The organism is Pseudomonas sp. 21LCFQ02 (assembly GCF_024129895.2).
Taxonomy (GTDB): Bacteria; Pseudomonadota; Gammaproteobacteria; order Pseudomonadales; family Pseudomonadaceae; genus Aquipseudomonas.
Window position 1 is genome coordinate 873336 of the sequence record NZ_CM178749.1, and the last position, 21210, is coordinate 894545.

Below are 21210 nucleotides of genomic sequence, written 5' to 3' on the forward strand. Positions count from 1 at the left end.
AGCGCTGGCGCGCGTAGCGCCACAGGCGCCCAGCCAGTAGGTAGTATTAAAGGTGCCTGATCAGCAATCCGGTTGTTTGGCGGTATACCGCTTGGCCGGGTCCACCGCTGCATCAAACTCACGCAGTGCCTTGGCGCCGATCAACAGCGGATAGTTGAAGTGGCTGCGGTCTACCAGATTGACCTCGACGGTGCGCTGCTGCTTGCCCAGGCACAGTTGCAACTCGACCACCGGGCGCTTGGCCGGGTCGATGCGGTCTTCGTCCTCGTCGTCTTCGTCGGCACGGCCTTTGATCTTGCTGACCCGCGCGACCTTGTGTTCGAACAGCTTGTTACTGGCACCGTCAGCGGCCAGACGAAAACGCACCCATTGTTCGCCGTCGCGCTGGAACAGCTCGATATCCTTGGCCGATAACGAAGCGGTCAGCGCACCGGTGTCCATCTTGGCCTTGAAGGTTTCGCCCACTTGCGCAATCTTGATGTGCTCGTAGCGGCCGTACAGGGTCGGGTCGGCCGCCAGAGCCGGCATCGCCAGCAGAGACAACAGCACGAGAGTGTTCTTCACTTGGAGGACTCCTTAGAGTATCGGGCGCCCGGTTGGCGTCCGGTTTTAGACAGCAGCGCCGTGCTTGGTTCGCCGACCGGAAACATTTGTCAGCATCTGTATCATTGGCGCGTCAGGCCGGGGTATTTATCATGACTGACCGCCAATATCCCAGAGATGCCTATGCGCCGCGCCCTCACCGGCTGTTTCGTCACCCTCTTGCTGCTGCTCAACACCCTGATCCTGATCGGGCCGCTGCTGGCATTCGCCCTGCTCAAGCTGATCTTTCAGGGCGACATGCGCGACCACTGCTCCAAGGCCGTGATGTGGATCGCGGAAACCTGGGCAGAGATCAATAAACGCATTTTCGCACTCACCCTGCCCACCCAATGGGACATTCGTGGCGCCGCACAACTGCGCCGTGATACTTCCTATCTGGTGATCAGCAATCATCAGTCCTGGGTGGATATTCCGGCGCTGGTTCAAGCGCTGAACCGCCGCACGCCATTTTTCAAGTTCTTCCTGAAAAAGGAGCTCATTTGGGTGCCGTTTCTGGGGCTGGCCTGGTGGGCGCTGGATTATCCGTTCATGAAGCGCTACAGCAAGGCTTTCCTGGCCAAAAATCCGCAACTCAAAGGCCAGGATCTGGAAATCACCAAGGCGGCCTGCGAGCTGTTCAAGCGCCAGCCGGTAACCATCGTCAATTATCTGGAAGGTACCCGCTTTACCCAGGCCAAACACGCCGCCCAGCAGTCGCCGCATCAATACCTGCTCAAGCCCAAGGCCGGTGGCGTGGCCTTTGTGCTGGCGGCGATGGGTGAGCAACTCGATGCGGTCCTCGATGTGACCGTGGTCTACCCCGGCAGCCCGCCGCCCGGTTTCTGGGATTTGCTGTGCGGGAGCGTGCCCAAGGTGGTTGTCGATATCCAGACCCGCGCGCTCGACCCCGCACTGTGGCAGGGCGACTACGAGAACGATCCTGAATTTCGTGGCCAGGTCCAGGCCTGGGTCAACCAGCTATGGGTCGAGAAGAATGCGCGGATTGCGCAGTTGAAGCAGGAAATGAATCGCGGTGAATGAAGCGGATCGCGGCTGAAGCCGCTCCTGTTAGGAGCGGCTTCAGCCGCGAATTACATCAAGCGGCGCTGAAGGTCTTGTGCGGGTCGATGACGAATTTCTTCGGCACGCCTGCATCGAACTCGCCGTAGCCAGCCGGAGCCTGATCCAGGCTGATCACCTGCACGCCAACGATTTCAGCGATGTTCAGACGGTCCCACATGATCGCCTGCATCAGCTGGCGGTTGTACTTCATGGTCGGGGTCTGGCCGGTGTGGAAGCTGTGCGACTTGGCCCAGCCCAGGCCGAAGCGGATGCTCAGGGCGCCGTTTTTGGCCGCCGCGTCTACTGCACCGGGGTCTTCGGTCACGTACAGGCCCGGAATACCGATCTTGCCCGCCACGCGAGTCACCTGCATCAACGAGTTGAGCACCGTGGCCGGTGCCTCGTGCTTGGCACCTTCATGGCCGTGGCCACGGGCTTCGAAGCCCACGGCGTCGATCGCGCAGTCCACTTCCGGCTCGCCCAGCAGCGCGGCGATCTGTTCATGCAGCGGGGTGTCGGTCGACAGGTCGGCGATTTCAAAGCCCTGGGCCTTGGCATGCGCCAGACGCGCAGGGTTCAGGTCACCGACGATCACCACGGCAGCGCCGAGCAGGCGCGCCGAAGCGGCAGCGGCCAGACCCACAGGGCCGGCGCCGGCGACATAGACCGTGCTGCCTGGGCCAACGCCAGCGGTCACCGCACCGTGGAAGCCGGTAGGCAGAATGTCCGACAGGCAGGTCAGGTCACGGATCTTTTCCATGGCCTTGTCGCGGTTCGGCAGTTTCAGCAGGTTGAAGTCGGCGTAGGGCACCAGCACGTACTCGGCCTGGCCACCGGTCCAGTCGCCCATGTCAACGTAACCGTAAGCACCGCCCGGACGGGCCGGGTTGACGGTCAGGCACACGCCGGTGTGCATCTCTTTGCACGAGCGGCAACGACCGCACGCCACGTTGAACGGCACCGAGACCAGGTCACCGATTTTCAGGCTCTCGACGTCCGAGCCTTTCTCGATCACTTCACCGGTGATCTCGTGGCCCAATACCAGACCGATCTGCGCCGTGGTACGGCCACGCACCATGTGCTGGTCGGAACCACAGATGTTGGTGGCGACCACCTTGAGGATCACACCGTGCTCAATCTTCTTGCCGCGCGGGTCCTGCATTTTCGGGTAATCGATTTTTTGTACTTCGACCTTGCCAGCGCCGAGATACACCACACCGCGATTTCCAGACATCTTGTCACCTCTCTAGTTTTTTTTAACGAGGAGTCGCCGCACGCTTGGTGCTCAGTGTCGAATCTGGCCAGGCATCGGCCCGCCACTGAACCTGCCACGCACAACGTGTCGCTTGCAGCTAAGGATGCGCCGATTCAAACCGGGCTTTTTCGGTCACACCGCCCTCAGCTATCTCAAAAACGACAAGCACAGAAATAAGCCGCGATTTTGTCCGGACCTGAATTTCAGCCAGGCCAAAACGCCGGAATTGAGCATAGAAGCTCATCCGGGATTTGCGTGTTTAAAACGACAGAGCCTCAGCCCGCAAAGCGGACTGAGGCACGGAGGTAAACCTGAGAGGCCGGGTTACAGAACGACGGTGCGGTTGGCGTTGAGAAACACCCGCCGCTCGATGTGATAACCCACAGCCCGCGCCAGCGTCAGGCACTCGATATCGCGGCCCCTGGCGATCAGGTCTTCGGGGTAGTACGAGTGGTCGACCACTTCCACGCCCTGGGCAATGATCGGCCCTTCGTCGAGGTCGTTATTGATGTAGTGCGCCGTGGCGCCAACCATCTTCACGCCCTTGTTGTAGGCCTGGTGATAAGGCTTGGCGCCCTTGAAACCCGGCAACAGCGAGTGGTGAATGTTGATGGCCTTGCCATCGAGCTTGCGGCACAACTCCGGCGACAGGACCTGCATGTAACGGGCAAGAATCACCAGCTCTGCGCCGGACTCTTCGACCACCTGCATCACCTTGGCTTCCTGACCCGGCTTGTCGTTCGGATCCAGCGGGAAGTGATAGTAGGGAATCGAATGCCAGGCGGCCAACGGCTCCAGATCCGGATGGTTGGAGACCACCGCGACCACGTCCATCGACAACTGATTGATCCGCTGGCGGTACAGCAGATCGTTGAGGCAATGATCGGCCTTGGAGACCATGATCACGACTTTGGGGCGGTAGTTGGGGGCCGTCAGCTCGAAGACCATCCCGAACCCCGCGCCACGCTCGGCAAGGCCACTGCGAAAGGCAGCCTCGTCAAAGCCATCTGGCTGGCGGAATTCAACACGAATGAAAAAGCGCGCGGACAACCGGTCATCGAACGAATGATGCTCGGTGACATAGCAGCCCTGCTCGAACAGGTAGCGCGTAACCGCATCAACAGTACCCAAGACGCTGGGGCAGTCGGCGGTGAGAATCCAGGTATCGGGGGCACGGCTCATGAGTCATCCTTTTTGCAGATGTGAAACCGGCAGGAGCGGCTTTAGCCGCGAAAGGGTCAGGCCCGATCGCGGCTAAAGCCGCTCCTGCGACAGATCAATCAGCCCTTGATACCCAGGCCGTATTCCGCCGAAGCATCCTGCAGCCACAGCCACCAGTAGTCGGAGAAGCTGCGGCGCACCAGCAGCTCCCAGGTTTCTTCGCCGGTGCGGCGAATCACCAGTTGCGACTTGGCGAACACCGTACCCACGGCCTTGCCGACCGGGAAGTTGCTGGGGTGAACATCGTAGCTGGTGGATTTTTTCAGCACATCGACCACGTTCGGGCCGCTCAGCTCAAGAATCGACCAGCCGCCGCTGACGTTGACGATAGCAATATGCTGACCGTCCAGCGCAGCGCGCAGCTTCTGCTCGGTTTCCAGTTCGGTCCCGGTCGGTACGATCAGTACCCACTCATCGGGGCCAAGCCATTGCAGCGAGCGCTCGCCGTCGATCACCAGACCCAGCGGGCCTGGCAGTTCCAGACCCAGGGCTTTTTTAACGCCGGTTGCGAAAGCCTTGTCATGACCATTACCACGAATGGTCAGGTGACCCAGCAGGTTCTTGTCGCGCAGCGACACGCCAGGGTTGGTGTTGCCTTTACCAACCAGTTTGTCCAGGCCCGCGTGGAACAGCGGTTGCTCGGCCTTGGCACCGGTGGTTGGACGTTGCTGGTATACGTTGACTGTAGTCATGACGCACCTGTTATCAATTCTGTTGTACAACCGGGCTTCGACTCTGTAGGAGCGACCTTGGTCGCGAAGGTCTTCGCGAGCAAGGCTGCTCCTACAGACCTCCCATTACTCGATGTTCTGGCGCTCGTTCTTCGGATCGAAGAACACGGTCGAAACGATCTCGGCCTCGATCACGCTGCCATCGGCCAGCGGTGCGTAGACCTTCTCGCCCATACGGTTGATACCGCCTTTGACCACGGCCAGGGCAAACGAATAGCCCAACGAGTTGTGCGCGTAGCTGGAGGTCACGTGACCGACCATCTTCATCGGGATCGACTGGTTAGGATCGAACACCAACTGGGCACCTTCCGGCAGCCAGCGTTTCGGGTCCAGCGGCTTGAGACCGACCAGTTGCTTGCGCTGCTCGCGCACGCAGTCTTCGCGGTTCATGCCACGCCAGCCGATCCACGAGAACGGTTTGGTGCGGCCCACACACCAGCCCATGTTCAGGTCGTCCGGGGTCATCGAGGAGTCAGTGTCCTGGCCTACGATGATGAAGCCCTTCTCGGCCCGCAGCACGTGCATGGTTTCGGTGCCGTACGGGGTCAGGTTGTACTTCTTGCCGGCCTCGGCGATCTTCTCCAGCACACCCATGGCGTAGTCAGCCTGGACGTTGACTTCGTACGACAGCTCGCCGGTGAACGAAATCCGGAAGATCCGCGCCGGTACGCCGGCCACTTCGCCTTCTTTCCAGGTCATGAACGGGAACGCTTCACGGCCCAGGTCGATGTCGGTCAGTTCCGACAGCAGTTTGCGACTGTTCGGGCCCGACAGGGTCAGGGTCGCCCAGTGGTCGGTCACGGAGGTGAAGTACACCTTCAGGTCCGGCCATTCGGTCTGCTGATACAGCTCCAGCCACTGCAGAACGCGCGCCGCGCCGCCGGTGGTGGTGGTCATCACGAAATGGTTGTCGCCGACACAGGCGGTCACGCCGTCGTCGAATACCATGCCGTCTTCTTTACACATCAGGCCGTAACGCGCTTTGCCCACATCCAGCTTGGTCCAGGCGTTGGTGTAAACGCGGTTGAGGAACTCGCGGGCATCCGGGCCCTGGATGTCGATCTTGCCGAGGGTCGAAGCGTCCAGCAGGCCGACGCTGTCACGCACTGCCTTGCACTCACGGGCCACGGCCGCGTGCATGTCTTCACCACCTTTGGGGAAGTACCAAGGGCGCTTCCACTGGCCGACGTCTTCGAACTCGGCGCCGTTTTTCACGTGCCAGGCGTGCAGTGCGGTGAAACGCACTGGCTCGAAGAGGTGACCGCAGTGACGGCCGGCCACCGCACCGAAGGTCACCGGTGTGTAGTTGGGGCGGAACATGGTGGTGCCCATCTCGGGGATGGTCACGTTCAGCGAACGGGCGGCGATGGCCAGACCGTTGACGTTACCCAGTTTGCCCTGATCAGTACCGAAGCCCAGCGCGGTGTAGCGCTTGACGTGCTCGACCGACTCGAAGCCCTCACGGGTTGCCAGTTCAATGGCCGCTGCGGTGACGTCGTTCTGCAGGTCGACGAACTGCTTCGGCGCACGGGCGGTGCCCTTGTCGTGCGGCACCTGGAACAGCGCGACAGTCGGCTCTTCGGTACGACTTACGGTTTTCGGCAGCACGCCTTCGACCGCCTGGAAACCGGCTTCGCTGGCCGCACGCACGCCACCTTCGAAACCATCGGCCAGGGTGTCGCCCAGGCTGTAAACGCCGTTCAGACCACCGACGCAAACACGCTTCTGAGGGGCATCGCCGGCCACGAAGCCAAGAATGTCTTCACGCCATACCGGACGGCCGCCCAGGTGCGAAGCCAGGTGCACGACCGGGCTGTAGCCGCCGGAGCTGGCGATCAGGTCAGCATCGAGCCATTCACCAGGGCTGGTGACTTTCATGCTTTTCAGGTCGATGGCCGCCACGCGGGCACCGGTCACACGCTTGGTGCCACGGGCTTCGATCACCGCACTGGAGGTCAGGATGCGCAGGCCTTTGGCACGCGCTTCTTCAACCAGCGAACCACGCGGGTTATGACGGGCATCGGCAATCGCCACCACTTGCAGGCCGGCATCCAGCCAGTCCAGCGCCACGCGGTAGGCATAATCATTGTTGGTCGACAGCACCAGCTTCTTGCCCGGTGCCACGCCATAACGACGCACGTAGGTCGACACGGCACCGGCCAGCATGTTGCCCGGTACGTCGTTGTTGGCGTAAACCAGCGGCCGCTCGTGGGTACCAGTGGCCAGCACAACCCGCTTGGCACGTACACGGTGCACACGGTGGCGAACCTGGCCGATCGGCGCACGGTCACCCAGGTGGTCGGTCAGACGCTCGTGAATGGTCAGGAAGTTGTGGTCGTGGTAGCCGTTGACCGTAGCGCGAGGCAGCAGCACGACGTTCTTCAGGCCCGCCAGTTCGGCAACCACGCTGGCAACCCATTCGGTGGCCGGCTTGCCGTCCAGGCTTTCGCGGGTGTCGAGCAGGCTGCCGCCGAACTCTTCCTGTTCGTCAGCCAGGATCACCCGGGCACCGCTGCGCGCAGCGGCCAGGGCTGCGGCCAGACCGGCAGGGCCGGAACCGACCACCAGCACGTCGCAGTGCTGGTTGTAGTTGTCGTAACGGTCAGGGTCGTTTTCCAGAGGAGAACGGCCGAGACCTGCGGCCTTGCGGATGTACTTTTCGTAAGTCATCCAGAACGACTGCGGGTACATGAAGGTCTTGTAGTAGAAGCCCGGTGGCATCATCTTGCCGCCGACTTTACCCAAGATACCCATCACGTCGGTGTTCACGCTTGGCCAGCCGTTGGTGCTGGTGGCGACCAGCCCGGTGTATAGCGCCTGTTGTGTGGCCCGCACGTTCGGAATCTGGGTGGCCTCGGTGGCACCGAGTTGCAACACAGCGTTCGGCTCTTCGGCACCGGCGGCAAAGATGCCGCGCGGGCGCGAGTACTTGAAGCTGCGGCCGATCACATCAACGCCGTTGGCCAGCAGAGCGGACGCCAGAGAGTCACCGGCAAAGCCTTGGTAGGTCTGACCGTTGAAGGTGAAGTTCAGCACCTTGCTACGGTCGATACGGCCGCCATTGGGTAGACGATTGGTCTGGCTCATACCTTTTCTCCCTCGGCGGTGAACTGTGGCTTGGCGCCAATCGGATAGGTTTCGAGAATTTCGTAGGTCACGGTATTGCGGGTGACGTTGAAGTACTGACGGCAGCCGGCAGCGTGGTCCCACAGTTCATGGTGAATACCGCGCGGGTTATCACGGAAAAACATGTAGTCGCCCCACTGCTCGTCGGTGCAGGCATTCGGGTCCAGCGGGCGCGGAATGTGCGCCTGGCCGGCCGAGTGGAATTCCTCTTCGGAGCGCAGCTCGCCACAGTGAGGACAGAAGATTTGCAACATGTTCGGACTCTCCTGTTAGTGAGCGACGGCAGCAGCGCCGTGTTCGTCGATGAGGGCACCGTTGTGGAAACGGTCGATGGAGAACGGTGCCGCCAACGGGTGCATCTCGCCCTTGGCAAGACTGGCGGCAAACACGTTGCCCGAACCCGGCGTGGCCTTGAAGCCACCGGTACCCCAACCGCAGTTGAAGAACATGTTCGGCACCGGTGTCTTGGAGATGATCGGGCAGGCATCCGGCGAAGTGTCGACGATACCGCCCCACTGACGGTTCATGCGCACCCGCGACAGGATCGGGAACATCTCGACGATGGCCTGGATGGTGTGCTCGATCACCGGGTACGAACCGCGCTGGCCGTAGCCGACCCAGCCGTCGATACCGGCACCGATCACCAGGTCGCCCTTGTCGGACTGGCTGATGTAACCGTGTACGGCGTTGGACATGATCACGCTGTCGATGATCGGCTTGATCGGCTCGGAAACCAGCGCCTGCAGCGGGTGCGATTCCAGCGGCAGACGGAAGCCCGCCAGTTTGGCCATGTGCCCGGAGTTACCGGCAGTGACCACTCCGACGCGCTTGGCGCCAATGAAGCCCTTGGTGGTTTCGACACCGATGCACACGCCGTTCTGCTTGCGAAAACCGGTCACTTCGGTCTGCTGGATCAGGTCGACGCCCAGGGCGTCGGCGGCACGGGCATAGCCCCAGGCCACAGCATCGTGACGAGCCACGCCGCCACGGCGTTGTACGGTGGCGCCGAGGATCGGGTAGCGGGTGTTCTTCGAGCAGTCCAGGTACGGAATCTCGGCCGCGACCTGTTCAGTGTTGAGCAGCTCACCGTCCACCCCGTTGAGGCGGTTGGCGCTGACCCGACGCTCAGAATCACGGATGTCCTGCAGGGTGTGGCACAGGTTGTAGACGCCGCGCTGGGAGAACATCACGTTGTAGTTGATGTCCTGCGACAGGCCTTCCCACAACTTCATGGCGTGCTCGTACAGGTGGGCCGATTCGTCCCACAGGTAGTTGGAGCGCACGATAGTGGTGTTACGGGCGGTGTTGCCGCCGCCCAGATAACCCTTCTCGATCACCGCCACGTTGGTGATGCCGTGTTCCTTGGCCAGGTAGTAGGCGGTCGCCAGACCATGGCCGCCACCGCCGACGATGACCACATCGTAGACCTGCTTGGGCGTTGGCGTGCGCCACATGCGCTGCCAGTTCTCGTGGTGGCTGAGGGAGTGCTTGAAAAGGCCGAAGCCCGAATAACGTTTCATGTAAGGCGACTCCTGACTCAGCGGTAAACCGGGAAATCGGCGCACAGGGCGGCAACATGGCTGGCGACGTTAGCCTCGACATCGGCATCGCCGAGGTTGTCGAGGATGTCGCAGATCCAGCCGGCCAGCTCGATGCATTGGGTTTCTTTGAAGCCACGGCTGGTGACAGCCGGGGTGCCGATCCGCAGGCCCGAAGTCACGAACGGCGACTGCGGGTCATTCGGTACGGCGTTCTTGTTGACGGTGATGTGCGCGCGGCCCAGGGCGGCGTCAGCATCTTTACCGGTCAGGCCCTGACGGATCAGGCTGACCAGGAACAAGTGGTTGTCAGTACCGCCGGAGACCACGTCGAAGCCGCGGTCGATAAACACCTTGGCCATGGCCTGGGCATTATTGATGACCTGCTGCTGGTAAGCCTTGAAGCCTGGCTCCAGCGCCTCTTTGAAGCACACGGCCTTGGCGGCGATGACGTGCATCAGCGGGCCGCCCTGAGCGCCGGGGAATACGGCGGCGTTGAGTTTTTTCTCGATCTCTTCGTTGGCCTTGGCCAGGATCAGGCCGCCACGTGGACCGCGCAGGGTCTTGTGGGTGGTGGTGGTCACCACGTCAGCGAACGGGATCGGGTTGGGGTACAGGCCCGCTGCGACCAGACCGGCCACGTGGGCCATGTCGACGAACAGCAGCGCACCGACCTTGTCAGCGATGGCGCGAAAGCGCGGGAAGTCCAGGGTCTTGGAGTAGGCCGAAAAACCGGCAACGATCATCTTTGGCTTGTGCTCGATGGCCAGGCGCTCGACTTCGTCGTAGTTGATCAGACCGGTGTCGGTGTCGATCCCGTACTGCACGGCGTTGTACAGCTTGCCCGACGAAGAAACCTTGGCACCGTGGGTCAGGTGACCGCCATGGGCCAGGCTCATGCCCAGGATGGTGTCGCCGGCTTGCAGCAGCGCCAGGTAGACCGCCGAGTTGGCCGAGGAGCCGGAGTGCGGCTGGACGTTGGCGTAATCAGCGCCGAACAGCTCTTTGGCGCGATCGATGGCCAGTTGCTCGACCTTGTCGACGTGCTCGCAGCCGCCGTAGTAACGCTTGCCCGGATACCCTTCGGCGTACTTGTTGGTCAGGCCACTGCCCTGCGCTTGCATGACGCGCTTGCTGGTGTAGTTTTCAGAGGCGATCAGTTCAATGTGGTCTTCCTGACGCTGCTCTTCGGCATTGATGGCCGCCAACAGTGCATCGTCATAACCCTGAATCTGGTCTTGTTTGCTGAACATCGCGGTCTCCCCAGCGGCGTCGCGGCGCCATTCATTATTGGATAGGGTGGGTTCATCACCCAGTGGCTGAGATGGTAGGCCGGCGGCGTCCTGCCCAGATGCCTGCACACGCCACGCAAAGGTGCTTTTACGACATGGATTTGACGGCGTGGAACATTCCGCCATGCGCCGTCGTCGCGGCGCCCCTGAAAAGCCCTGCAAGTGACGCGCAAAGCCCTGTAAACCGTGCCTTTGCGCGATCAGCAGGCGAGCCACAGCAACCGAGGGCTGCGGCGGTTTTACCGGGAAAAAGAGGGGAATCGGGAGAGGGGAATGGCGTATTCAGACAAGTGACGCGGGTCATTGCAGGAGCGGCTTTAGTCGCAATACTGTTCACTTAAGCAAAAATGGGTACTTGACTACATGGCCGATTGAGGGGCTGTCCTCGTCGTCGGACGGGATAGCCGCTCATCTTGCGCTTAACGCCTCGCGGATTGGCCTTGCCTCGACTGCTGATGCACTTGCCGCGCAAGATCTCTTTCAAAACCGATTCACGCCAAAGTTCGACGTGCTCAGGGGGGAAAAGCTGCCGCTTGCGGCAGCTTCCTTCTGACTACCCACACGGCGTTCGTAAAACCCAGCCTGTCCGGGTCGATCGCTGCCTTATCAGCCGCCTGGATCATCAACTGGCGGATTGCAAAATGTGCCAGTAGAAAACTCCACATCTCTTGCTTGACCAGTTCGGGCTTCTTGCTGCGCAGTACCGTGCTGGCTCCGCGCAAATGGGTTTTGAGTTCATCGAAGACGTTTTCGACCTCCCAGCGCTCGTGATACAAGGCGGCCAACTCTGCTGCAGGAGCTTCCTCAGGCACTAGCAGGTTGGTCACCAGTCGGTAGCGCTCACCCAGTTGCCCCTCCTCATCCACCAGAGTGAACTCCACGACCCGTACGCGATGGCTGTTTTTTCGGTTTCGGCCATGGAGTTCGTACGTCGTACTCAAATACGAGCCATCACTGAGGCATTCTTCGACTGGCAGCTTGACGGTACTTTTGACTCGCCAAAGCAATTTACCTCCACACTGAGTCGCCAAACTCCAAAGCTTGAAGCTGTAGAAGCCCCGGTCGGCCATCAGTAACTCGTCAGATCGAAGATGTTCGGGCAACAATCGCTCTGCCAGGGTTTGCTCGCTCTGGCGGCAATTCCCAAGCTGGGCCGCCGTGATGACATGGGTTCCGCACTCGACCAGGTTGACGAGCCGCAGTTGTGGAAACGCACTGCTACCTCTCGATGAAGGCGGGTAGCCAAAGTAGTCGGCGTTGGCTTGCTCGTCAGCCACGTCGAGGACGGTGCCATCAAGGCCCATCAAGCGCCAACCACGATACCAGGCACCTCGGGTCTCGGGCGTGGCCAGCGGGCGTAGCACCCGTTGTGCGAGACCCTGCATGACTTTGGCACCTAGCCGGTTGCGGGCGGCCGAAATCGCCGATTTGGTGGGTAGTTGGAGGTTGTGAGGATGAGCTCCGGCGCCAATATTGAGCCAGTTCGCGCCCTCACAGACGATCCGTAAAACCTCTTCGAGCGGAGCGTCACGCCAAAGCGCCATGGCCATTACGTAATAGACAACGGTGGGGGCAGTTAACAGACGTTCACGTTGGCTGCCGCGTCCTGTTTGTTTGAGAACTTCGTCGATCAAGGTACGAGGACAGCTGTTTATCAACACACCTGCACTGATCAAATGAGCCAGATCGAGGGAGTCTGGAAGGCATTTGCGTGTCCGAGCCACAGGCGTGTCCTCCTGAGCCATTTACAGGAGGATAGCTCGGCCAGCATTCACTTCGTCTAACTGAACAGTATTGGCTTTAGTCGCAATACTGTTCTGTTAAGCACCACAGATCTCTGTGGGAAGAGCCGGCCGGCGCTCCGGTTGCTCGCGAAGAGGCCAGTAAAAACACTGCATCTGCTGTGACTTTCCTGGCCCTTTCGCGACCAAGGTCGCTCCCACCAAGGCATGCAGCGCTTCTTAGCCAAACAGTATTGGCTTTAGCCTTCGCGGATAAATCCGCTCCTGCAGGCAACGGCTATCAGGCGTCCGGCTTGCCCGGTGCCTGTGCATCAGCACGGAACATGGCGCGGATGCCGCGCACCGCCTGACGGATCCGATCCTGGTTCTCGATCAGGGCAAAACGCACATGGTCGTCACCGTATTCACCAAAACCGATACCCGGCGAGACGCACACCTTGGCCTCGGCCAGCAGCTTCTTGGCGAATTCCAGCGAGCCCAGATGGGCATAAGCCTCGGGGATCTTCGCCCAGACGTACATCGAGGCCTTGGGGTTCTCGACCATCCAGCCCAGCTCGTGCAGGCCCTTGACCAGCACATTGCGGCGCTGGCGATACTGTTCGGCGATATCCAGCACACACTGCTGGTCGCCTTCCAGTGCCGCGATGGCTGCTACCTGCAGCGGCGTGAAGGTGCCGTAGTCGTGGTAGCTCTTGATTCGCGCCAGGGCGCCGACCAGTTCCGGATTACCGACCATAAAACCAATCCGCCAGCCGGCCATGTTGTAACTCTTGGACAGGGTGAAGAACTCCACCGCAATGTCCTTGGCACCCGGAACCTGCATGATCGAGGGTGCCTGCCAGCCGTCGTAGACGATGTCGGCATAGGCCAGGTCGTGAACCACCAGCACGTCGTACTGCTTGGCCAGCGCAACCACACGCTCGAAGAAATCCAGCTCAACGCATTGCGCGGTGGGGTTGGACGGGAAGCCGAGGATCATCATCTTGGGCTTGGGAATCGAGCCACGAATGGCCTTTTCCAGCTCGGCGAAAAAGTCCACGCCCGGCACCAGCGGCACCGAACGCACCTGGGCGCCGGCAATCACGGCACCGTAGATGTGGATCGGGTAACTGGGGTTGGGCACCAGCACCGTATCGCCCTGGTCGAGGGTGGCGAGCATCAGGTGCGCCAGGCCTTCCTTGGAACCGATGGTGACAATGGCTTCGCTTTCCGGGTCGATATCGACTTCGTAGCGCTTTTTGTACCAGTTGGAAATCGCCCGACGCAGGCGTGGAATACCCCGTGAAGTGGAGTAACCGTGGGTGTCTTCGCGCTGGGCGACGGTGACCAGCTTTTCCACGATGTGCGGCGGCGTAGCCCCGTCGGGGTTACCCATGCTCAGGTCGATGATGTCTTCACCGCGACGACGAGCAGCCATTTTCAGCTCGGCGGTGATATTGAAGACGTACGGGGGGAGTCGATCGATGCGCGCAAAGCGGCGCGGCGAACCTTGGTCAGCCATGAGAATCTCGCAAACGTAAGCGCCCGGAACCGTCCGAGCGACGCAGGCCGCATGAGGCGGCCTGCGCGCAAGATAAGCGCAGTGCCAGTATCTTGTCTACACCCTTGGGTTTCGAACGCTGGTTGCCAGCAGCGCAGTCCCCACCCAGAGCGGTGGCAACCTTTGACTGCTGGTCAGCGCTTCAGGCCCCGGCGGCTTCGGCCTTGTCCTTGACCGGGGCTTTTTTCGCCGGTTCGGTCTTGGCGGGTGCCTTGTTGGCCGGTTCCTTTTTCGCAGGTTCTTTCTTGGCCGGTTCTTTCTTTGCTGGCTCTTTCTTGGCCGGTTCCTTGTGCGCTGGCGCCTTATGAGTGGCCTCTTTACTGACCGGCTCTTTCTTCACCGCGTCCTTGGCTGGCTCGACCCTGGCCGGAACCACCGGTGCAGGTGCTGGCTCCGGCGCCACGACAGGTGCAGGTGCTACCGGTGCAGGAGCGGCTGGAGCTGGCGCTTTCTCGGCAGGTTTTTCTTCGCCACCAAACATCCGCGAGAAGAAGCCCGGTTGCTCGTCCTTCTTCGCCGGCGCCACTGCCGGAGCCGGTGCCGGCGGGATCACTTTCGGCTCGAACGACTTGCCGGCCGCCAGATCCTGCACCTGGCTGGCTGCGCGCTGGCCGCTGCGCAGCGCGCCTTCCAGGGTGCCGGGGTACAGGGTGTCGGTGTGCTCACCGGCAAACGCGACGCGCTGCACCGGTTTTTCCCAGACCCGCCAGAACTTGCTGATCTGCCCCGGACCATAGGCCAGGTACGAACCGCCCATCCCCGGATCGACGCTGTAGCGGCGGATTTCATAACCGGTATAGGCACCGCGTGCCTGTGGATAGAACGCATGCAGGCGGATCAGCACCTGATCGACCAGTTGCTTGTCACCAAACGCCTGCATGATCCGCGCGTTGTCGCCCGACAGGTTGATCACCACGTTGGCGCCGCCCTTGAGCGCCGGTTCGATCCACAGCATGCCAAGCCCGGTATTGCTGAAAATCTCGCCCGACAGGCGCGCCTTGCTGTCCCATACCGGGGTTTTGAACTTGAGCATGATCTGGTCGCGCCAACCGTAGTTGGTGCTGCGCAGCGCGCCCAGGTATTTGTCGCCCAGCGCCGGGGTCATCTGGATTTTCGCCAGCGCCCGCAGCGGCACGGCCAGCACCACGTAATCGGCGCTGTAGCCGACGCTGCCAACCTTGACCGTCACGCTGTCCTTGTCCTGAATAATCGCCGACACCGGCGACTGAGTCTTGATCGACTTCAACTGCCTGGTAAACGCCTCGGTCAGCACCGCGCTGCCACCGGGCAACCGCGCCGCACGACGGTCGCGGTCATCGACGCCACGGTACACCCGGGTCTGCTGGGCAAAGTACAGCAGCGACAGGCGCGAAGGCTCGTCGTAGCGGATACGGATTTGCTGGTTGATCAACTGCCGGGCGGTTTCTGGCAGATTCTGCCGGTCCAGCCAGTTGGACACGTTGATCTGGTCCAGGGCAAACAGCGTGCTGTTGGCTGCCGGGTTCTCCGGGTCGTCGATGGAGCGCGCCAGATTATCCAGCGTCTCTTCGTAACGCTTGAGTGCCTCGGCAGTGGCAGGCTGCTTGACGGCCAGGTCTGCGGCGCTGAAGTGCACGCCGTCGATCAGGTAGCTGGGCGTGCGGACAAACTCCGGCGCAGCAACGCTGGTCAGCTTGAAGGTGTTCAGGTACTGGTTGAGCAATGGCTGAACCTTGTTGCTGCCGATCCACTCGCTGGTGGCCAGGCCCGAACGCCCGCCGGTGCTGCCTTTGGCCTCCAGCACAGTGACCTGCCAGCCCTTGGCCTGCAGTTCATAGGCGGCCGTCAGCCCCGCCAGTCCGCCGCCGACCACGATGGCGGTCCGGGGTTTGTCGCTGGCCAGTGCATTAAAGCTGACCAGCCCTATCACCAACAGCGCACAGCCGCGTAGCAAAGCGAAACGCATTGCGCAAACTCCGATAAAAAATGTGGAAAAGTTCAGGAAATGTCGCGAAGAGCCGCGAGCATACGTGACTGACGAAAGGCCTGCCAGCGATCAAAGGTTGTCCCTGAGCCGGGCATTCACTAGGCTTGCGCGATTCGCTTAATGGAGAGCGCCCATGGGCCTGAATGATCAGTGGATGCAACGTGACCTCAAGGTCTTGTGGCACCCCTGCACGCAGATGAAAGATCACGAACAACTGCCGCTGATTCCGATCCGCCGTGGCGAGGGTGTGTGGCTGGAAGACTTCGAGGGCAAACGCTACCTGGACGCGGTCAGCTCCTGGTGGGTGAATGTGTTCGGCCACGCCAACCCGCGCATCAACCAGCGCATCAAGGACCAGGTCGATCAGCTCGAACACGTGATCCTCGCCGGTTTCAGCCATCAGCCGGTCATCGAACTGTCGGAGCGGCTGGTCAAGCTGACCCCGGAAGGCCTGACCCGCTGCTTCTATGCCGACAACGGTTCGTCGTGCATCGAAGTGGCCTTGAAGATGAGCTTTCATTACTGGCTCAACCGCGGCCAGCCCGACAAAAAACGCTTCGTGACCCTGACCAACAGCTACCACGGCGAGACGGTGGCGGCGATGTCGGTGGGCGATGTGGCGTTGTTTACCGAGACCTACAAGTCGCTGCTGCTCGACACCATCAAGGTGCCCAGCCCGGACTGCTATCACCGCCCCGAAGGCGTGAGCTGGGAGCAACACTCGCGCACGATGTTCCAGGCCATGGAGCAGACCCTGGCCGAACATCACGCCAGCGTCGCGGCAGTGATCGTCGAGCCGCTGATTCAGGGTGCCGGTGGCATGCGCATGTACCACCCGGTCTATCTCAAGCTGTTGCGCGAAGCCTGCGACCGCTACGGCGTGCACCTGATCCACGACGAAATCGCCGTGGGCTTTGGCCGTACCGGGACGATGTTCGCCTGCGAACAGGCCGGTATCCGGCCGGATTTTCTCTGCCTGTCCAAAGCGCTGACCGGCGGCTACCTGCCGTTGGCGGCGTGCCTGACCACCGATGAGGTGTACAGCGCGTTCTACGACGAATACCCGACCCTGCGCGCCTTCCTGCACTCGCACAGCTACACCGGCAACCCGCTGGCATGCGCCGCCGCGCTGGCAACGCTGGATATCTTCGAACAAGACAATGTGATCGAGGCCAACAAGGCCCTGGCCCAGCGCATGGCCAGCGCCACCGCGCACCTGGCCGACCACCCGAATGTCGCCGAAGTGCGCCAGACCGGCATGGCCCTGGCCATCGAGATGGTGCAGGACAAAGCCACCCGGACCGCCTACCCGTGGCAGCAGCGTCGGGGCCTGAAGGTGTTCCAGCATGCCCTGGAGCGTGGCGCGCTGCTGCGCCCGCTAGGCAACGTGGTGTATTTCCTGCCGCCTTATGTAATCACCCCGGAGCAGATCGACTTTCTGGCCGAAGTGGCCAGCGAAGGCATCGACATCGCCACGCGTGAAACCATCAGCGTGGCAGTACCGGAAGGCTTCCACCCGGACTTTCGCGACCCCGGCTGAACCCGACTATCCCCGTAGGAGCGGCTTTAGCCGCGAAGCTTCACGGATCGCGGCTAAAGCTTCGCGGCTAAAGCCGCTCCTACAGCCGCAAATAGCTGCCCAGAATATCCAGAGATCCCCCCATGAGACTGTCCCGCTTCTTCATCGATGCCCCACTGAGCCTGGGCGAACACACCTTGCCAGAAGCCCAGGCCCATTACATTGGCCGGGTGTTACGCATGACCGAAGGTCAGGCACTGCAACTGTTCGACGGCTCGGGCAGCGAATATCGCGCCACCCTGCTGGAGGTCGGCAAAAAGCAGGTGCGCGTGCAACTCGATGAGTCATTTGCCGGGCAGCCCGAATCGCCGTTGCGCATTCATCTGGGCCAGGGCCTGTCGCGTGGCGAGCGCATGGACTGGGCGATCCAGAAAGCCACTGAGCTGGGCGCCACAGAGATCACGCCGATTGTCAGCGAGCGCTGCGAGGTGCGCCTCAAGGACGAACGTGCCGAGAAGCGTCAGGCTCACTGGCGGCAGATTGCAATCAGCGCCTGCGAGCAATGCGGCCGTTCGGTGGTGCCGGTGATTCATTCGCCTATACCGCTGGGCGAATGGCTTAAAACCACTCAGGCCGACCTCAAGCTGGTACTGCACCCGGTTGCCGCGCCGCTGACCAGCCATCCAGCGCCGCAGAGCCTGGCCTTCCTGATCGGCCCGGAAGGCGGCCTGAGCGATGCCGAGGTCGAGCAAGCCAAAGCCAGCGGTTATCACGCCGCCCGCCTCGGCCCCCGGGTCTTGCGCACCGAAACCGCCCCGGTGGTGGCCTTGAGCGTGGCGCAACAGCTATGGGGCGATTTTCTGCAGGGCAATTGAAGACCCGTAGGCCCTGCTTCAGCAGGGAAGCCTTCGCTGCTAAAGCCGATCCTACGGAATAAATACAAGCCAGATGCTTCACGATGGGTAGCCGCGCCGCTGTGGTGCGCGATAAGCGTGCATAAATGCACGGCCTCAACCGACGGTATCGAACGGCGCAGGCCAACACGCCTTCATGCGACGGCTGCAAAGCCAGCACCACAAGGGCCTGCGAGGCTTTCACAAAATAGAAAGCGGGTTTCCACAAAACTGGCACGCGACCTGCAATATCTCTTGTACCTACCAGTTTTGGGGGCCTTGGTACAGGCAGGCCGGGGATTCCCCTTTTTATTGCTCACGGAGGCTGACTTTCAGCCTCCAGCGCCCGTCCACCTCGTCAGTGTGCCAGTCACCCTGCAACGGACGGGCCGCCAGCAGCGTCAGCACCAGTCCTTTATCCCCCCGCTCGATGCGCCAGCGCGCCACTTTGTTGTCCATGCGCAACTGGCCGTTCCAGGGCCGTCCGTACGCCAGCAGATGCAACACCACGGCGCCGTCCACGGTATCGCCTTCTACTGTGGGTTCTTCGTCGAACCACAAGGCCAGCCCGGTGGGCAGCTCTTCGATCTGCACCAGTTCAACCGGCTCAGGCTGGGTCAGACGACCGATCATCATGCCCACCGAAAACCCGACAATCGCCATCGAGCCCAACACCCGCGGCCAGAACTTCGGCCTGGGGTCTTCTTCAGGAGTAGAATGCATCCCGTCATTTCGTTCGGAGCCGTGCATGTTTCACGTCATCCTTTTTCAACCAGAAATTCCGCCGAATACCGGCAATGTCATCAGGCTCTGCGCCAATAGTGGCTGCACCCTGCATTTGATCGAACCGTTGGGTTTCGAGCTGGACGACAAACGGCTGCGCCGCGCCGGGCTCGACTACCACGAGTATGCCACGCTGCAAACCCACCCAAGCCTGGCCAGTTGCCTGGAAAAACTCGGCCACCCGCGGCTGTTCGCTTTCACCACCAAGGGCTCGCAGCCATTTCACGACGTCAGCTTTCAGCCTGGCGATGCGTTTATCTTCGGCCCGGAAAGCCGTGGCCTGCCCGCCGAAGTGCTCGACACCTTCAGCCCGGACCGGCGCCTGCGCCTGCCCATGCGTGAAGGCTGCCGCAGCCTGAACCTGTCCAATACCGTGGCCGTGGCGGTGTATGAGGCGTGGCGGCAGCAGGGTTTTGCCTGAAGGGCACCTCTAAAAACTACCTGCGTTGCCATCACTGCGTTAAAAACAGGCTCACAATGCTCATTGACAACGGGTCAACTCCGCTTGCTCGCCTGTTTTTGCCATGCGCTGGCTGCCTCGCCTACGTTTTTAGAGGCCCCCTGAAGGACACCTTGAACACCGCTGCATAAAAAAAGCGCCTGCAAAGGCGCTTTTTCATGAGCGGTGCGATCAGGCCGAAGGCGCTTCGCCCGACTCTTGCAGACGCTGCAGCTCTTGGGCATACAGGGCGTCGAAGTTCACTGGCGAGAGCATCAGCGCCGGGAACGAACCACGCACCACCAGGCTGTCGATGGCTTCGCGCGCGTACGGGAACAGAATGTTCGGGCAGAACGCACCCAGGGTGTGGCTCATGGACGAAGCATCCAGACCCTTGATCAGGAAGATGCCGGCCTGTTGCACTTCAACGATGAAAGCAGTCTCGTCACCGTTGTTCACGGTAACCGACAGGGTCAGGACGACTTCGTAGAAGTCGTTTTCCAGCGCTTTCTGGCGGGTGTTGAGGTCCAGGCTGACCGAAGGGGTCCACTCCTGACGGAAGATGGCCGGGCTTTTCGGTGCTTCAAACGACAGGTCACGAACGTAAAGACGCTGCAGCGAGAATTGTGGTGCGTTGTCTTCGTTGGCAACAGCGCCGTTGGTGGTTTGTTCGGTCATGTCGGATCCTTCTCGAAATTAGGGTTTGCAATAAAGTTGAGTCAGGCCTGAAGCAGCTCATCGAGTTCGCCGGCACGCTCCAGAGCAAACAGGTCATCACAGCCGCCCACATGGGCGTCGCCGATCCAGATCTGTGGCACCGAAGTACGCCCGGCCTTCTGGGCCATGGCTGCGCGCACCTGGGGTTGGCCATCGACGCGAATTTCTTCGAAGGCTACGTTCTTGCTCTTGAGCAACTGCTTGGCGCGGATGCAATAAGGGCAATAGTCACTGGAATAGACGAGGACATCGGCCATTTACTTCACCAATGGAAGGTTGTCGGCACGCCAGGTGGAAATACCGCCCGACAGCTTGGCCGCCTTGAAGCCAGCCTTGATCAGCTCGCCGGCGGTGCTGCCTGCATGCTGCCCCATGGCGTCGACCAGAATCAACGTCTTGTCCTTGTATTTATTCAGCTCCGAAGTACGGCTCAGGACTTTGTCCTGCGGGTAATTGAGCGCGCCAACGATGTGGCCTGCGGCGTAATCCTTGGCGGAACGAACGTCGATCACCACGCCCTGGTCGCTGTTCACCAGCGCGGTCAGTTGGCCAGTGCTGATACCGCGGGCACCTTTGCTCACTTCATAAGCGATCAGCAACGCCAGCAGAATCACGAAAGCGCCGGTGATCAGATAGTGGTTTGTGATGAATTCAAGCAGTTGAGCAACCATCTTTAGGTTCCAGGGCGTTAAAATGCCGGCCAGTATACACACCCCCCAAGGACCACCAAAGGGTGCACGGCAGTGACGCCGGGGGAACTTGTCCCTAAAATGCCGATCTTTTCCCTACTTCCCATTTTGCAAA

At 61.0% G+C, this 21210-nt stretch carries 19 protein-coding genes; 4 read left to right on the forward strand and 15 right to left on the reverse strand.

Going from position 1 to position 21210, the window contains the following annotated elements; translation table 11 throughout:
• Positions 1-60: 60 nt before the first annotated feature.
• On the reverse strand, positions 61-564 hold the full coding sequence (gene rloA2, locus NJC40_RS04110; RefSeq protein ID WP_253116995.1) for a retropepsin-like aspartic peptidase RloA2: 504 nt from the start codon (positions 562-564) through the stop codon (positions 61-63).
• Positions 565-726: 162 nt separating this feature from the next.
• On the opposite strand from rloA2, the gene yihG reads away from it, so the two are divergent.
• A complete protein-coding gene (gene yihG, locus NJC40_RS04115; RefSeq protein ID WP_253142374.1) occupies positions 727-1623 on the forward strand; it encodes a 1-acylglycerol-3-phosphate O-acyltransferase, YihG family in 897 nt (298 codons plus the stop codon).
• Positions 1624-1678: 55 nt separating this feature from the next.
• Here the strand turns inward: yihG and fdhA are convergent, their stop codons facing one another.
• The 10 genes from fdhA to NJC40_RS04165 form a co-directional block, all read right to left on the reverse strand.
• Positions 1679-2878, reverse strand: a complete 1200-nt coding sequence (gene fdhA / locus NJC40_RS04120; protein WP_045484463.1) for a formaldehyde dehydrogenase, glutathione-independent — start codon at positions 2876-2878, stop codon at positions 1679-1681.
• Between the two features lie 345 nt (positions 2879-3223).
• Entirely contained in the window at positions 3224-4081 is an 858-nt protein-coding gene (locus NJC40_RS04125) for a formyltetrahydrofolate deformylase (protein ID WP_253143048.1), read from the reverse strand.
• A gap of 98 nt (positions 4082-4179) precedes the next feature.
• A complete protein-coding gene (locus tag NJC40_RS04130; RefSeq protein WP_253117850.1) occupies positions 4180-4812 on the reverse strand; it encodes a sarcosine oxidase subunit gamma in 633 nt (210 codons plus the stop codon).
• Positions 4813-4917: 105 nt separating this feature from the next.
• Positions 4918-7938, reverse strand: coding sequence for a sarcosine oxidase subunit alpha (locus tag NJC40_RS04135; RefSeq protein WP_045484472.1), 3021 nt, complete (start codon positions 7936-7938; stop codon positions 4918-4920).
• Positions 7935-8231, reverse strand: a complete 297-nt coding sequence (locus tag NJC40_RS04140) for a sarcosine oxidase subunit delta (protein ID WP_045484475.1) — start codon at positions 8229-8231, stop codon at positions 7935-7937. The genes NJC40_RS04135 and NJC40_RS04140 overlap by 4 nt, the downstream gene beginning before the upstream one ends.
• Positions 8232-8246: 15 nt before the next feature.
• Positions 8247-9497, reverse strand: a complete 1251-nt coding sequence (locus NJC40_RS04145; RefSeq protein ID WP_045484477.1) for a sarcosine oxidase subunit beta family protein — start codon at positions 9495-9497, stop codon at positions 8247-8249.
• 17 nt (positions 9498-9514) lie between these two features.
• Positions 9515-10768 (reverse strand): serine hydroxymethyltransferase, encoded by a 1254-nt coding sequence (gene glyA / locus NJC40_RS04150; protein WP_253143049.1) that lies wholly within the window; start codon positions 10766-10768, stop codon positions 9515-9517.
• A 551-nt stretch (positions 10769-11319) separates the two neighbouring features.
• Entirely contained in the window at positions 11320-12552 is a 1233-nt protein-coding gene (locus tag NJC40_RS04155) for an IS4 family transposase (RefSeq protein ID WP_492180501.1), read from the reverse strand.
• A 277-nt stretch (positions 12553-12829) separates the two neighbouring features.
• The gene (alaC, locus tag NJC40_RS04160; RefSeq protein WP_045484480.1) at positions 12830-14050 is read right to left on the reverse strand and encodes an alanine transaminase; all 1221 of its coding nucleotides are present in this window, start codon (positions 14048-14050) and stop codon (positions 12830-12832) included.
• A 181-nt stretch (positions 14051-14231) separates the two neighbouring features.
• Complete coding sequence (locus NJC40_RS04165; RefSeq protein ID WP_253140035.1) at positions 14232-16034, reverse strand: flavin monoamine oxidase family protein; 1803 nt, start codon at positions 16032-16034, stop codon at positions 14232-14234.
• A 154-nt stretch (positions 16035-16188) separates the two neighbouring features.
• Between NJC40_RS04165 and NJC40_RS04170 the strand changes: the two genes are divergently transcribed.
• Both NJC40_RS04170 and NJC40_RS04175 read left to right on the forward strand, forming a co-directional pair.
• The gene (locus tag NJC40_RS04170) at positions 16189-17595 is read left to right on the forward strand and encodes an adenosylmethionine--8-amino-7-oxononanoate transaminase (protein ID WP_253140034.1); all 1407 of its coding nucleotides are present in this window, start codon (positions 16189-16191) and stop codon (positions 17593-17595) included.
• A gap of 122 nt (positions 17596-17717) precedes the next feature.
• Complete coding sequence (locus NJC40_RS04175; protein ID WP_045484483.1) at positions 17718-18449, forward strand: 16S rRNA (uracil(1498)-N(3))-methyltransferase; 732 nt, start codon at positions 17718-17720, stop codon at positions 18447-18449.
• Positions 18450-18776: 327 nt separating this feature from the next.
• Here the strand turns inward: NJC40_RS04175 and NJC40_RS04180 are convergent, their stop codons facing one another.
• The gene (locus tag NJC40_RS04180) at positions 18777-19217 is read right to left on the reverse strand and encodes a hypothetical protein (RefSeq protein WP_045484485.1); all 441 of its coding nucleotides are present in this window, start codon (positions 19215-19217) and stop codon (positions 18777-18779) included.
• Here NJC40_RS04180 and trmL point away from each other — a divergent pair.
• Positions 19216-19671 carry a tRNA (uridine(34)/cytosine(34)/5-carboxymethylaminomethyluridine(34)-2'-O)-methyltransferase TrmL gene (gene trmL / locus NJC40_RS04185; protein WP_253117855.1) on the forward strand — a complete coding sequence of 152 codons (456 nt, stop codon included), beginning with the start codon at positions 19216-19218 and terminating at the stop codon, positions 19669-19671. The genes NJC40_RS04180 and trmL overlap by 2 nt on opposite strands.
• Before the next feature lie 210 nt (positions 19672-19881).
• Here the strand turns inward: trmL and secB are convergent, their stop codons facing one another.
• Genes secB through NJC40_RS04200 form a run of 3 tightly spaced genes read right to left on the reverse strand, consistent with a single transcriptional unit; the run spans position 19882 to position 21077 of the window.
• The gene (gene secB, locus NJC40_RS04190) at positions 19882-20367 is read right to left on the reverse strand and encodes a protein-export chaperone SecB (protein ID WP_045484490.1); all 486 of its coding nucleotides are present in this window, start codon (positions 20365-20367) and stop codon (positions 19882-19884) included.
• Between the two features lie 41 nt (positions 20368-20408).
• Complete coding sequence (grxC, locus tag NJC40_RS04195; RefSeq protein WP_045484493.1) at positions 20409-20663, reverse strand: glutaredoxin 3; 255 nt, start codon at positions 20661-20663, stop codon at positions 20409-20411.
• On the reverse strand, positions 20664-21077 hold the full coding sequence (locus NJC40_RS04200) for a rhodanese-like domain-containing protein (RefSeq protein WP_045484496.1): 414 nt from the start codon (positions 21075-21077) through the stop codon (positions 20664-20666).
• Positions 21078-21210: the final 133 nt, after the last annotated feature.